The organism is Lysobacter terrae (assembly GCF_054782215.1).
The window spans coordinates 43884-58305 of the sequence record NZ_BAAGSX010000007.1; the positions used below are offsets into that span (position 1 = coordinate 43884).

Below are 14422 nucleotides of genomic sequence, written 5' to 3' on the forward strand. Positions count from 1 at the left end.
CCACCCGATCGGGCGTCCCCCGCACGGGGCGTGTACCCGTGCGGGCGATTCCTCTGAATCAGGGGCGAGGAGGACGCTCCGGGGACCGCAGGCCGCACCCGGCTGTGGCCCTGCGCCTACCCCGCATCCGCGAAGGAGGTCTTTCATGTCCCCAAAAATTCCTAGCCGTCCCCGGCCTCATTGGATGAGCGCAGCCCTGGGGACCGTCTTTGGCGCCACCATCGTCGGCGCCAGCCTATTCACCATCGCATACGCCATCGGCTCATTCGACACGCCCTTGGAGCTCGACGGCAATGCCGTCGACAGCAGCGTATTGAGCGGCACCGACTGGAACGCCGAGTACACCGCAGGCCGCCTTTCCGGGTCCGGCGGCGCGTTCATCGACGATCCGATTCTGTCCTCGGCCGATCCCATCTTCACCGGCGGCGGTTCCAAGGACGACAACGACGTCACCGGCTGGAAAAACACTATCGGTTCGGTCCCCGACAAGGACAACATCAACACCGCCTATGCGCGGGCAATGACCGACACCAACGGCCACCAGCTCATCTATTTCGGTGCTGACCGCTTCGACGACTCCGGCGATGCACAGATGGGCTTCTGGTTCTTCCAGAACGAGGTCAAGCCCAGCGGCGCCGGCTTCACCGGCACGCATACCGACAAGGATCTGCTGATCCAGGTCGGCTACGACAACGGCGGCGCCCACGCGGTCATCCGCATCCTGAAGTGGCAGAGCGACGGCACCGGCACCTACGGTTCGCCGAAGAAAGTGCTCAAGGAACTGGGCATCGGCGACGGCGCCGGCGTGGTCTGCAATGTCGCAACCCCTGGCGAACCCGCACCTCCGGGCGCGGCCTGCGTGACCACCAACAGCAGCGACATCACCGTGGCATGGCCGTACTCGTCCAAGACATCGGGCGGCGCCACCACCACGACGGTCCCGACGCATCACTTCATCGAAGGCGTCGTCGACGTTACCGCGCTGGTCGGCAACGTGTGCATCACCAGTTTCATGGCGACCACTCGCTCCTCCGGCCAGACCGTGACTTCGCAGCTGAAGGACTTCGCGCTGGGCAACCTCAACACCTGCAGCATCACGGTGAGCAAGGCCTGCGACGCGTCGAAGAAGGGTTACGACGCGGCGACCGACACGTTCAAGACCGAACACGTCATCACCATCACCAACGATGGCGGCGGCAAGGTCTACGACGTGCAGTTCCAGGACAACTCCGTCAACAACACCACGATGTGCAACATCATCAAGATCGGCGGCGGCCCGGCTATCTCGGTGCCCATTTCCTCGGCTTCGGCCTGGAACAATGCGGTGAGCGAGCTGGCAGGCAACAACACGTCGGTGGATGTGCGCATCCTGTGCCTGTCGGAGGCGGGCTTCGCCAACCAGGTGACGGTGCGCGCGAGTTCGGCGGCAGGAGGTACGCCAATACCCGCCAACACGGACGACTCGGATACCGAGGACGCGGATAACGTCGCGGCCTGCGCTGTCGACATCGAACCTGCGGTCGATCTGACCAAGGACTGCAAGGGCCTGTCGCTGGTGGAAGGCAATGACGGGAAACTCGCGGCCAAGGTCTGCGCGACGATCAACGTGAGCAACCCGATCGCCTCGGGCCAGTTCCTGGACGTCACCGAGTTCAAGAACTATCCGGGAACCGGCGGTGTCTCCGGCACGGGTGCGAGCGTCCTGGCGGCGTTCACCACGGCCAACGCGGCACTGGGACAGATCCCGGATCCGAACGATCCGAGCAAGTTCAAGTACCCGGGCCATACCGGAGCGGTGCTGCCCAACGACGGCGTGCCGGTGTCGTTCGACATCTGCTACACGCCGACTGCCGCGGACAGCGGCGCGGGCAACCAGGACGGCACGCTGGATCCGAGCAAGGTGAAGTACAGCGACACGGTGCAGGTGAAGGGCACCGGCCGACTGGGGAACAAGTCCGTCCATGACGAGGACGACGCGTTCTGCAAGCTGTGTCCGGAATGTCCGGACTGCGGCTGAAGCTACAAGGCCTGAAAACAAGGGCCGATAAGACAAAGGGTGGCAGGCCAGGCCTGCCACCCTTTTTTATTCGCGACAACGCCGTCAGGCGAATCAGCGCACGCTGAAGCTCGAAGTCGCCGTGGCGCTGCCGCCGCTGCCGGTCGCATCGGCGCGCAACTGATACGTGCCGATGGCGGTCTTGGCCTTGCCGGTCTTGTAACTGGCACGGGCCACGCCATCGCTGCCGCTGGTGGCACTCACGGTCGTACTTGCGCCGCCCGGCAAGGTGATCACGAAGCGGACGCTCGCACCGGCCACCGGCGCGCCGGCGTTCGACACGCGTGCTGTCATCGCCACGGTCTCGGCGCGCACGTAGCTGGTCTTGTCGGTGCTGACGGTTTCGCTCAAGGACGAGGCCGCGACCGAATAGGTCGAGCCCGCATTGGCCGTGTGCACGCTGCCCGCACTGCTGCTGGCGCCGGCGCCGACACCGTAATTGCCCGCGGTAGCGGTCGCCGGCGAGGTCACCGCCAGCGTGGTCGTCCCCGAGGCGCCCGCGCTGAGCGTCAGGCTCGATGCGCCAAGCGCGCCGCTCCAGCCAGTGGGAACGCTGCGCGCCAGCGAGAAGGTGGTCGCCGCACAGCCGCCGCTGTCCTTGTTGCTCACGGTCAGCGTGTAGTTGTTGGCGCTGCCCGCCGCCACCGCAGCGGTCGGACCGGCAAGCGTCAGCACCGGCGCGGCGCGCGTGCAGGTCGTTTGCGCCGCACCCACGTTCACGTCGACAACCGCACCCGCCGCATTGGCGGAGACCAGGGTGATGGTGACGCCGGCCGTCGGATCGCTGTAGCTACGGCCGACACCTAGCGCGCCGTCGATCATGTCGTAGGCGTCGTTGCTGTTGCTGTTGGGCGTCATGTCGAGCAGCAGGCTGGTCGCGAAGGCGCTGCTGGTGACCGTGCCGGTGTGGATCAGCACACCCTGGGTCAGATTGCCCGGGTCCTCGATCAAGCTCGCGTCGAAGCCTGTCGGCTGACGGTATTCCACGTAGTACCAGGTCTTCTGGCCGGTGACCGGATCGGTGCTCTTGAGGATCTTCAGCCCTTTCACACCGGTAGTGGCGGTGCTGATCGGCTCGATCGTGTAGCGGCCGCTGCTGGCGACGGTGGTCAGGCTCGGCATGCCCGCCGCATTGAACCAGCCCAGGCGCTCCTTCTGGAAGGCATTGAAGTGGGCGCCACGGTTGCCCATGGTGTCGGCCTGATCGTTGTACGACTGCTGGCTGCAGCTCGTGCCCAGCGTGACCGCGCCGCAATCGAGCGCATCGGAATGGAACAGGCCGAAGCGATGGCCGATCTCATGCGCGATCACCTTGAAGGTGCGCGCGCCGTTGACGAAGACGAGGTTCTCGCCGCGATCGCCGCGATTGTTCGCGCCCGACCAGAAGCAGGCGCCGACATACGGGAACTGATAGATCACGAAGCCGTAGCTGGACAGGTCCACGCCGGCGCGCGCCGCGGCGGCGTTCGCCTCACGCGCGATGCCCGCTTCGTCGCACGTGGTCGAGTCGAGCGGCAGCGTGTAATAGCCGTAGGTGTCGCCGGTGAGAAAGGTCTTTTGATAAGACGCTTCCCAGAAGAAATCGCTGACCTGCCCGAACACCAGCGTGCTCGCGTCCGTGCGGCTGATGGGCTGGGAAGGATTGTCCTGGAAGTTCACCAGGATCACGGCGGTCTTCAGCTCACCGGTGGTCGCTGCGCGAGCCGTGGGCGCGACGAGCAGCAAGCACGCCAGGGAGAAGAGGCTCAGGAAGGCGGCACGCACAGCCGCGGCAGGGAAGTACATCGATCTAGACCTCGGAGGGGGACGAACAACCGCGTCCTGCGTCGCCGAGATCACCCGAGGGCGGCACGGCCATGGCGGCCGGCACGTCCCGTGTCGACCCGCACAGCGACTTCCCTCGAGCCGCTGTGCGGGGCGCATGTTGCTTATTCAGATGAACCGGTTCCGATACCGGGTCCACAGTTCGCCGATGCGCTGGACAAAACTTCGCCAGCGGATTTTCGCGATCGAAGCTATCCCCTGTTCAGGCTTTTCCGCGCGCCCAGGTAAGCTGCGCGCATGATCCCCATCCTCCTTTCCTGGAGCGGCGGCAAGGACGCGGCCTGGACCCTCCATGCACTGCGCCGCCGCCCCGACGTCACCGTCGTCGGCCTGCTGACCACCGTGACCGACGGCTACGACCGCATCGCCATGCACGGCATCCGCCGCGACATCCTGCTGGCGCAGGCGGCGGCGACCGGGCTGCCGTTGATCGAGGCGCGTATTCCGCAGCAGTGCGATAACGCGCAGTACGAGGCCGCGTTCGCCGCCGCGCTGGCGGAGGCGAAGACGCGCTGGCCCGGGCTGGACACGATCGCCTTCGGCGACTTGTTCCTCGAAGACGTACGCGCCTGGCGCGAAGCGCTGTGCGCGCGGCTGGGCTGGCGTGTCGACACGCCGCTGTTCGGCGCGGACACCACGGCCCTGGCGAGGGAGATGATCGCGGGCGGATTGCGCGCGACCCTGTGCTGCGTCGACACCACGCAACTCGCGGCCGGCTTCAGCGGCCGCGAGTTCGATGCGTCTTTGCTGGACGAGCTGCCCGCCGCGGTCGATCCCTGCGGTGAGCGCGGCGAGTTCCACACCTGCGTGCACGCCGGTCCGATGTTTACGCACGCGCTCGACCTGCAAACGGGCGAGCGCGTGCTGCGCGAGGAACGTTTCGCCTACACCGATCTGGCGCTGGCATCGTGATGCCAGCGCCGACGCGTTTGCCGCATGAACTTCAGCGCGGCTGCGGCACGCAGTGGTCGATGTCCATCAGGAAGCCCGGCGCGCACTGATCGCTGCTACGAACGATCGTGCGGCACAGGCCGCTGACCGGTTCGCAACCATAGCCCGAAGCCGCGCAGTCGTTGCGCTCACCGGCGCTATTGACGCTCAGCGTGGGCGTCTCGCAATAGGCATGCACCATGCTGCCGCCCTTGCGCGTCCAGGCCGCCAATTGCGACTGCAGATTCGCGTTCTCCTGGCGGAGCTGCTGGTTCTTCTCGCGTTCCTTTTCCCACTGCTGCTTGTAGTCGATCGCCATGGCGCCCACATTCGGCGCCATCATCGGCTTCACCTGGCTCACGTTCTGTGCGGCGAGCGGCGCGGACACCATCAAGGCCAGCAAGGCCCAGCGCGAAAGCTGCTTCATGATTTTCCCCAGTGGCATGTAGGCCGCCCCTCCGGCGGCGTAGCGGAGCATAGCGTCCATGGACGCCGATCACGCTTAACGCTGCCTAGCCGGTCGTGGGCACGGCTACACTCTACGGCCGGCGCGGGGAGCGCACTTCCGGGGATTCACATGCCCATCCTGGGTATCGGTCTGCACGTCATCATCGCCATCTTCTTCGCCATGCATGCCATGCGCACGGGGCAGGATCGGTATTGGCTGATGATCCTGTTCGCGTTCCCCGGCGTAGGCAGCCTGGTGTACGCACTGATGGTGTGGCTGCCGGAGATGCGCCATACGCGCCACGGGCATGCGCTGGTGCGCGGCGTGAAGCAGGTACTCGACCCGACCCGTGAGTTGCGCGCGGCGCAGGAAGCCTTCGAGGAGTCGGCGACCACCGGAAACCGCCTGCGCCTGGCCGATGCCCTGCTGGCGTCGTACCGCGCCTCCGAAGCCGTGCCGCAATACCAGGCCGCGCTGCGCGGTATCCACAGCGACGATCCGGACATCCAGGTGCGCCTGGCCCGTGCGCTGCTCGAATCCGGTCACGCCACGGCGGCGCGCGAAGTGCTCGACGAAGTCATCGGCAAGCGCCCCGACTTCCGCTCGCAGGACGGCCACATTACCTACGCGCGCGCCGTCGCCGCCGAGGGCAATCGCGCGAAGGCGCGCGAGGAATTCGAAACCCTGCTCGGCTACGCCAGCGGCTTCCAGGCCCATGTGCGCTACGCCGAAGTGCTGCAAGGCTGGGGGGAGACCGACAAGGCGCGCGGGCTGTGCGAGCAGGTGCTGTCGCGCGCCAAGCGCATGCCGGGGTATGCGCGACAGCTCAACAAGCCGGAGCTGGATCGGCTTAAGCAGTTGTCGGTGCAGTTGGCTAGGGGTTGAGTCGCTACGACGGCCCCTCACCCTGCGTCGCTGCGCGACGCTGTCCCTCTCCCCGCAAGCGGGGCGAGGGATCAAGCAATGCCCTTCTCCCCGCCTGCGGGGAGAAGGTGGCGCGAAGCGCCGGATGAGGGGGAGCGAGCGCGGCGAGCTGCTTTGAACTAGCCGGTGTTCTGAATCCCCGCCGCAATCCCATTCACCGTCGCGATCAGCGACTGCAGCATCGCCTCATCCTCGCTGCCGCCCGCGCGCCAGCGTGCGAGCAGATCGACCTGCAGCAGGCTGATCGGATCGACATACGGATTACGCAGGCGGATCGACTGACGCAAGCGCGGATCGTCCGCCAGCAGTTCACGGCTGCCCTTGATCGCGAACACCGCATCGCGCGTGCGCTCGAATTCCGCCGCGATGCCGGAATAGAAGCGTGAGTGCAACTCGCCGGCCAGCAGCGAGTAGCGCTCGAAGATGCCCAGATCGGACTTGGCCAGCACCATCTCGACGTCATCGACGAGCGTGCTGAAGAACGGCCAGTCGCGCGCCATCTCCGCCAACGCCTCGCGGCCGTGACGCTGCAGCGCGACCTGCAGCGCCGTGCCCACGCCATACCACGCGGTCAGGCCGGAGCGGTTCTGCGCCCAGGCGAACACCCATGGGATCGCGCGCAGCGAGGCGATGCCCGGCGGACGCGTCACGCCTTCGCCGCCGGCGCGCTTGCTAGGGCGCGAACCGATCCGCAGGCGCTCGATCACGTCGATAGGGGTGGCCGCACGGAAATACGCCGGAAAATCCAAGTCGTCGTGTACCAGCGCGCGGTAATGCGCGCGCGCGTCGTGAGCGAGTTCGGCCGCGATCGCGCGCCAGCGCTGCTCGCGCGGCTCGGCCACGCGCGGACGCAGGGTCGCGCGTAACACTGCGCCGGTCGCCTGTTCCAGATTGCGCAGCGCGATCGCGCGGATGCCGTATTTGCGATGGATCACTTCGCCCTGCTCGGTGAGGCGCAGGTAACCGTCGACCGAACCGCGCGGCATCGCGATCACCGCGCGCTCGGTCTTGCCGCCACCGCGGCTGATCGAGCCGCCGCGACCGTGGAAGAACGCGATCTGCACGCCGCTGTCGCGCGCCAGCTGCGTCAATGCCACCTGCGTTTGCTGCAAGGCCCAGCGCGATGCGAGCAGGCCACCGTCTTTGGCGCTGTCCGAATACCCCAGCATCACCACCTGGCGGTTGCCGCGCGTCGCCAGATGCGCGCGATATACCGGGTCGGCGAACAACGCCCGCAGCGTGTCCGCCGCCGCATCGAGATCGTCGACGGTTTCGAACAGTGGGGCGATGTCGAGCGGAACCTCGCCGTCCTGATGACATCCGCCCAGGCGCGCCAACGCCAGCACCGACAGCGCATCGGCCGCGCTGCGGCTCATGCTGATGATGTAAGGGCCGAAGGCGCGTGTCCCGTAGCGCGGGCGCAGCCGCGCGATCGCCTGGAACACGTCGAGCGTCGACTGCGACGTCGCGTTGCCGGCGGCGCCGGGGACTTCTTCACCGCGCACGAGGCGATGCAGGCGCTGCGCGCGTTCCTCGACACTGCGCGACGCCCAGGCGTCGTCGCCGAGCAGCGCTGCGATCGCCGCATCGTGCGTCGCCGAATCCTGGCGCAGGTCGAGGCCGGCCAAGTGGAAGCCGAAGCAGGCGATCCGGCGCCGCAAGCGACGCACCGCGAAGCCGCCGGCATGTTCGCCGCGGTGTTCGCGCAGGCTGTCGGCGATCAGCGCGATGTCGGCGTCGAACTCGGCGGCATCCTGATAGCCCTCGGGCTCCTCGTGCTGCGTGGCCCACAGCCGCTCGAAGATGAAGGTCAGCAGCTTGCGGTACGGCATGTCCGCGTGCCGAGGCTTGAGCTTGGCCGCGGCGGCGGGCATGCGTTCGCGGTAGTGATCGATGCGTGCCAGCACCGCGGCGCTTACACCGACACGCGTGAGCGACTGGCTCAGCGCCTCGCCCAGCGACAGCAGATCGCGCCGGTACGCGGCAAGCACCAGCGCGCGCTGGCCGGCCAGCGTCGCCGCGATCGTGTCGGCGCCGACGTTTGGATTGCCGTCCATGTCGCCGCCGACCCAGCTGCCGAAGCCGAGCACGTCGGGCACCGTGCCCTCGCCATAGGCATCACGCAGCGCGTCTTCGAACACTTCGTAGAACACGGGCAGCGCGCGGTACAGCACTTCCGACAGGTAGTAGCCGACGTGCTGAAATTCGTCGGCGACGCTCGGTTTCTCCGCCGGGCCTTCCGCGGTCTGCCAACTGGTCGTCAGTGCGAGACGGATACGCTCGCGATCGGCACGACGTTCCGCCGGTGTGCGGCCGCGATCGATGTCGGCGACCAGGCAGGTGACGATCTCGCGCTCCTTCTTCAGCAGCGCGCGGCGCACGGCTTCGGTCGGGTGAGCGGTGAACACGGGTTCGACGTGCAGGCGTTGCAGCAAGGCGAACAGCTCCTCGCGGCTGACGCCCTGTCGTGCCAAGTCGCGCAGCACGTCGCGCAATCCACCGGGCTGCGGCGAAGCCTCGGCGCGCTCGTAATCGCGACGGCGGCGGATGCGGTGCACACGCTCGGCCAGATTCACGGCCTGGAAGTAGGTGGAAAACGCGCGCACCAGGTCGTTGGCGTGTTCCAGCTCGATGCCTGCCAAGGCCTGCGCGAGTTCGATCGCCGGCGCCTGGCGTTCGCGGCGATTAATGGCGGCACGGCGCAGGCGCTCGACGGCTTCGAGGAATTCCGGCGAGCGCTGCTCGGCCAGGATGTCGCCGACCAGCGCACCCAGCATGTTGACGTCCTCGCGCAGCAAGGTGTCGGTGGGGGCGAATTCGACGGTGCGGAGAGGCATGGCCAGCATGGCCGCGGCGGCAAGCAGGTTCATGCAGCCGAGTCTAGGACTGAATCATGCTGCGTGGCAGCATGATTTCAGGTGTAACCAAAACTCCTTCTCCCCGCTTGCGGGGAGAAGGTGGCGCGAAGCGCCGGATGAGGGGGAGCGAGCGCAGCGAGTTGCTTGTGCCTTTGCACAACAACAGCAACAGCAGCTCGCTGCGCTCGCTCCCCTCACCCGCCCTTCGGGCACCCTCTCCCCGCAAGCGGGGAGAGGGATATCCCGCATGTGGTGCGGCTCAGTACGCGAACTCGCGGAACACCCGATCGATATCGCCCTGCCACTCGCCATGGAACAGCGCCAGCTTGCGCTCGGCCGGCGTTTCATTGGCTTCGGCGAATTCGATCAGCGGTTCGAGGAAGCGGCTTTCGTCGGTGCCGTTGCGGTTGAAGCGCGCGCGGCGCTGCAGGCCGGCGACTGAAATCTTCAGCGCTTCCAAGGCGAGGTCGCGCACGCTGCCGCCGCGGAAGGGCAACTTCAACGCATGCTTGGGCACCCCGTCGCGCAAGGCGTTGCGCTCGGCCAGACTGAAGTCCTTGACCAGATCCCACGCGGCATCGAGCGAAGCATCGTCGTACAGCAGGCCGACCCAGAAGGCCGGCAAGGCACACAGGCGATTCCACGGGCCACCGTCCGCGCCGCGCATTTCCAGGTACTTCTTCAGCCTCACTTCCGGGAAGGCCGTGGTCATGTGGTCGGACCAGTCGCGCAAGGTCGGCAATGTGCCGGGCAGCACGTCGAGTTCGCCCTTGAGGAACTTGCGGAACGACTTGCCGCTGGCGTCCACGTACTCGCCGTCGCGATACGAGAAGTACATCGGCACGTCGAGCAGGTAATCGACGTAGCGCTCGAAGCCGAAGCCGTCTTCGAACACGAAGTCGAGCATGCCGGTGCGATCCGGATCGGTGTCGGTCCAAATGTGCGAGCGGTAGGAGAGATAGCCGTTGGGCTTGCCCTCGGTGAAGGGCGAATCGGCGAACAGCGCGGTCGCGATCGGCTGCAGCGCCAGCGACACGCGGAACTTCTTCACCATGTCGGCTTCATCGCTGAAGTCGAGATTGACCTGCACCGTGCAGGTGCGGGTCATCATGTCCAGGCCGAGGTCGCCGCGCTTGGGCATGTAGGCGCGCATGATCTTGTAGCGCCCCTTGGGCATCCACGGCATCTCCTCGCGCTTCCACTTGGGCTGGAAGCCCATGCCGAGGAAACCCAGCTGCAATTCCTGCGCGACGCTCTTGACCTCGTCGAGGTGCGCGTTGGTTTCGCGGCAGGTCTCGTGGATGTTTTCCAGCGGCGCGCCGGAGAGTTCGAGCTGGCCCGCGGGCTCCAGCGTGACCGAGGCGCCGTCGCGGGTCAGGGCGATGGTGCGGCCATGTTCCTGCACCGGCTCCCAGCCGAAGCGCGTAAGCCCAGTGAGCAGCGCCTCGATGCCGCGCTCGCCATCGAAGGTCGGCGGGCGCAGGTCGTCCACGCGGAAGCCGAACTTCTCGTGCTCCGTACCGATACGCCAGTCCGTACGCGGCTTGCTGCCGCCGGCGATGTATTCGACCAGTTCGCGGCGATCGGTGATCGGAGATTCGGCGACGTTGCTCGGGCTCGACATGGGGTGCCGTCTTCTTCCGTGGGCTTGGGGCGTGGGCGATATGGGGCCTGTGCCCCCGCATCGCAATCCAGGCAGGATAGCCCGCCCTCATGACGCGATTGTCTGCCCTGCCGCCTTGGCTGTGTTCCAGCCTTGCCGTTACGTCGGCGCGCGGGAAGCGGATCGGTGCACCGGCGCTGACTACGTTTTCATCACCTCTGTGGCACCAGCCGCAGGCACGCAGCTGCATAGAATCGGTGCGCGCCGATCCGGCGCGGCCAGCCGGGGATTGGGCATGAGGCAAGTGTTCGCGTTGTGCTTGGCATTGCTCTTCAGCACCGGCGCCGCCGCCCGCGGCTATGCGATCCAACACCTGGAACCGGCCAGCTGGTGGGTCGGCATGCAACACGATCGGGTCGAATTGCTGGTGCATGGCCCCGGAATCGCCGCGTTGGCGCCGCGCGTGGATTGGCCCGGCGTCACCGTGGCGGAGGTCGCCAAGGTCGACAACCCGAACTACCTGTTCGTCACCCTCGCCATCGCGCCCGATGCGAAGGTGGGCCGTTTCGCCATCGACTTCATGGACGGCGACCGCATCGCCGTGCGCCATCCGTGGCGACTCGATGCGCGCGAGAAGGATTCGGCGCGACGGCACGGCTTCGATGCCGCCGACGCGATCTACCTGATCACGCCCGATCGCTTCGCCAATGCCGATCCAGGCAACGACAGCGCTGCCGGCATGCAGGAGCATGCGGACCGCGCCAATGCGAACGGCCGCCATGGCGGCGACATCGCCGGCCTTCGCAAGCATCTGAAGTACGTCGCCGGGCTCGGCTTCACCCAGATCTGGCCAACGCCTCTGCTGGAAAACAACCAGCCTGCGTACTCGTACCACGGTTACGCGATCACCGACCTTTACCGCACCGATCCGCGTTTCGGCAGCAACGAGGACTACCGCGCGCTGTCGCACGAGGCGCGCGCGCAGGGCCTGGGCCTGATCATGGACGTGGTGCTCAACCACGTCGGCTCGGAGCATTGGTGGATGCGCGATCCGCCCACGGCCGATTGGTTCAACCACGCCGATCGCTACGTCGAGACCAACCACCGCCGCACCGCGGCGCAGGATCCGCACGCCGCGCCGGCGGACAAGGCCTTGTTCACCGAGGGCTGGTTCGTGAAGTCGATGCCCGACCTCAACCAGCGCAATCCGCACCTGGCGCGCTATCTGATCCAGAACTCGCTGTGGTGGATCGAATACGCCGGGCTGTCGGGCATCCGCGAGGACACCTTCGGCTATGCCGATGCCGACTTCCTCAGCGCCTGGGGCAAGGCGGTGCTGGACGAGTATCCGGACTTCGCCATGGTCGGCGAGGAATGGAGCGCGAATCCGGCGATCGTCGCGCACTGGCAGCGCGGCAAGCGCAATCCCGACGGCCACGTGCCGTACATGCCGAGCATGATGGATTTCCCCCTGCACATCGCGCTGCGCACCGCGTTGTTGCAGCCGGAGGGATGGGACTACGGCTGGGTCGGGCTGTACGAGATGCTGGCCAATGATTTCCTGTATGCGGATCCGGGCCGACTGGTGGTGTTCGCCGAAAACCACGACACGCCGCGCGCGCTAGCGCATCTCAACGGCGACGTCGCGCTGTGGAAGATGGCCATCGCCTACACCGCGACGGTGCGTGGCACGCCGCAGTTCTACTACGGCTCGGAAGTGCTGCTGCAGGGCCCGCGCGAACGCAACGACGGCGAATTGCGCGCGGACATGCCCGGCGGCTGGAAGGGCGACAAGGCCGATGCCTTCACCGGCAAGGGGCTGACCGCGGCGCAGCGCGACGCGCAGGACTACGTGCGCACGCTGTTCAACTGGCGCAAGCGCACGCCGGTGGTGCAGAACGGGAAGCTGCAGCATTTCGCGCCGGCGAACGGGGTCTACGTGTACTTCCGCTACGACCCCGCGTCTGGCGAAGGCGTGCCGGGCAAAGGCCCGCGCACGGTGATGATCGCGCTGAACAAGAACCCGACGACGACGACACTGTCGCTGGATCGCTTCGCCGACTTCATCCACCCCGGCAGCCGCGGCCGCAACGTCATCAGTGGCGAGACGAAGGCGCTGGGGGCTTCGCTGGAACTGCCGGGCAAGGCCGCGACGATCATCGAGATCGAGTGATCGCGCGGGCCGGGATACAGGCGTAGATACCAGGGCTAGCGCAGGGTTTTTTGCGGCGCTGCCTTGGCGCGCTGCTGTGCGATGTATTCCAGTTCGTTTTGCGCGCCGCGATCGTCCGGGTCGAGCGCCAGGCATTGCTTGAACTTGGCTTCCGCCGCATCCAGGTCGCCCTGCTCGATCAGCACGAAACCGATGCCGCGCTTGGCGCGTGAGAGATCGCGAACGCGTTCTTCTTTACGGGAAAATTCGGCCGCATCCTCGGCGGCCTCATATTGGCTGCGCGCCAGGTCCCACTCGTGCCGGGTCTGGTGAATGTTGCCAAGTTCGGACAAGTACTGCGAGTTGCGCGGGGTCAGGTACAGCGCGCGCTCCAGTTCGGCCTTGGCGGCGTCGAGCTGGTTCAGCTCGTACAGCGCGTACGCTTTCATGTAGTGCGCATCCGCCCAGAGCACCCTGAGGGTCGTCGCGTTTGCGTGGACATGACGCCCTTCGTCCGCATCCGCAGCCGCGCCCACCAGGTACAGCAAGTCTTCCTCCGGAGTACGCGTCACGTACCAGCGCGTGCGGCCCTCCGGATACTTCTTCGCGTAGTAGTCCAGGGTCTGATCGATCAGCGCGATGGCTTCGTCATGGCGCCCGTTGCCGATCAGCTGCTGCGCCTCGGTCAAGCGTTGCAGCTGCGCGGCCTCGCCGGCGTCCTTCGCCTTTTCACCCGTGGCGGCGACGGCAAAAGACACGCCGAGCAACAACACCAACACCCATCTGATCGCACGCATTCCCTTTCTCCTGGTCCAGGTCCGATTGCGCGAACGCGGCACGGCGGCGGTCGGGGTTGCGGGCTACAGCTCCAACCAACGTCCCAACACCGCCCGCGCCTCTTCCACGCCTTGCTTCGACTCGCCCGAGTACGTCTGCACGCTCACGGTGTCGCCGAAGGCGCGCGACAGCTCCATGCGCACCGCCTGGAGGGTATTGGCGGCCGCGCCGCGGCTGAGCTTGTCGGCCTTGGTCAGCAGGACGTGGGCCGGGATGTCGCGGCGGACGGCGTAGCCGAGCATCTGCCGGTCGTAGTCCTTGAGCGGGTGGCGGATGTCCATCACCACCACCAGCCCGCGCAGGGCCTGGCGGGTGGCGAAGTAGCTTTCGATGAAGGCCTGCCAGTGCGCTTGCAGTTCCTGCGGGACCTTGGCGTAGCCGTACCCGGGCAGGTCGACCAGGTACTTGGCGCCCGGTTCGGGCTGGGCGTTGGTCGGGGCGAAGTCGAAGAAGACCAGCTGCTGGGTCCGGCCGGGGGTCTTGGAGACCCGGGCCAGGGCGTTCTGCTGGCAGATGGCGTTGAGGGCGCTGGACTTGCCGGCATTGGAGCGTCCGGCGAAGGCGACCTCGAAGCCGCCATCGGCGGGGAGCTGTCTGGGATTGTGTGCCGCGAGCAAATAGCGGGCGCGGGCGAAGGGGTTCGGGGCGGTGGCCATGCCGAAAGGATGGCATAGGCCGCAAGTCGGGAGGCGGAACCCCTCCATCGCGTTGACCGTCCCGCGCCCCGCAACGATAATTTCGCGGTTTCGTCCTTCGACAAGCTCAGGGTCCTTCGACAGGCTCAGGATGA

General features: G+C 66.7%; 10 protein-coding genes. 4 read left to right on the forward strand and 6 right to left on the reverse strand.

Annotated features, from left to right (window positions below; all coding sequences use genetic code 11):
- The first annotated feature begins 184 nt into the window (after window positions 1-184).
- The gene (locus ACYVJ8_RS11470) at window positions 185-2017 is read left to right on the forward strand and encodes a hypothetical protein (RefSeq protein WP_460712467.1); all 1833 of its coding nucleotides are present in this window, start codon (window positions 185-187) and stop codon (window positions 2015-2017) included.
- A 93-nt stretch (window positions 2018-2110) separates the two neighbouring features.
- Here ACYVJ8_RS11470 and ACYVJ8_RS11475 read toward each other — a convergent pair whose 3' ends face one another.
- On the reverse strand, window positions 2111-3841 hold the full coding sequence (locus ACYVJ8_RS11475) for an NEW3 domain-containing protein (RefSeq protein ID WP_460712469.1): 1731 nt from the start codon (window positions 3839-3841) through the stop codon (window positions 2111-2113).
- Between the two features lie 276 nt (window positions 3842-4117).
- Here ACYVJ8_RS11475 and ACYVJ8_RS11480 point away from each other — a divergent pair, with 276 nt between their 5' ends.
- A complete protein-coding gene (locus ACYVJ8_RS11480; protein WP_460712471.1) occupies window positions 4118-4792 on the forward strand; it encodes a Dph6-related ATP pyrophosphatase in 675 nt (224 codons plus the stop codon).
- A 31-nt stretch (window positions 4793-4823) separates the two neighbouring features.
- Here the strand turns inward: ACYVJ8_RS11480 and ACYVJ8_RS11485 are convergent, their stop codons facing one another.
- Window positions 4824-5237, reverse strand: a complete 414-nt coding sequence (locus ACYVJ8_RS11485; protein WP_460712473.1) for a hypothetical protein — start codon at window positions 5235-5237, stop codon at window positions 4824-4826.
- A 150-nt stretch (window positions 5238-5387) separates the two neighbouring features.
- On the opposite strand from ACYVJ8_RS11485, the gene ACYVJ8_RS11490 reads away from it, so the two are divergent.
- Window positions 5388-6143, forward strand: coding sequence for a tetratricopeptide repeat protein (locus ACYVJ8_RS11490; protein WP_460712475.1), 756 nt, complete (start codon window positions 5388-5390; stop codon window positions 6141-6143).
- Window positions 6144-6301: 158 nt separating this feature from the next.
- On the opposite strand, the gene ppc is transcribed toward ACYVJ8_RS11490, so the two are convergent.
- On the reverse strand, window positions 6302-9052 hold the full coding sequence (gene ppc / locus ACYVJ8_RS11495) for a phosphoenolpyruvate carboxylase (protein ID WP_460712477.1): 2751 nt from the start codon (window positions 9050-9052) through the stop codon (window positions 6302-6304).
- 247 nt (window positions 9053-9299) lie between these two features.
- Window positions 9300-10664, reverse strand: coding sequence for a glutamate--cysteine ligase (locus tag ACYVJ8_RS11500; protein WP_460712479.1), 1365 nt, complete (start codon window positions 10662-10664; stop codon window positions 9300-9302).
- 274 nt (window positions 10665-10938) lie between these two features.
- Between ACYVJ8_RS11500 and ACYVJ8_RS11505 the strand changes: the two genes are divergently transcribed.
- Complete coding sequence (locus tag ACYVJ8_RS11505; protein WP_460712481.1) at window positions 10939-12816, forward strand: glycoside hydrolase family 13 protein; 1878 nt, start codon at window positions 10939-10941, stop codon at window positions 12814-12816.
- A gap of 35 nt (window positions 12817-12851) precedes the next feature.
- Here the strand turns inward: ACYVJ8_RS11505 and ACYVJ8_RS11510 are convergent, their stop codons facing one another.
- Entirely contained in the window at window positions 12852-13592 is a 741-nt protein-coding gene (locus tag ACYVJ8_RS11510) for a tetratricopeptide repeat protein (RefSeq protein ID WP_460712483.1), read from the reverse strand.
- A gap of 63 nt (window positions 13593-13655) precedes the next feature.
- On the reverse strand, window positions 13656-14288 hold the full coding sequence (yihA, locus tag ACYVJ8_RS11515) for a ribosome biogenesis GTP-binding protein YihA/YsxC (protein ID WP_460712485.1): 633 nt from the start codon (window positions 14286-14288) through the stop codon (window positions 13656-13658).
- Between the last annotated feature and the right edge of the window lie 134 nt (window positions 14289-14422).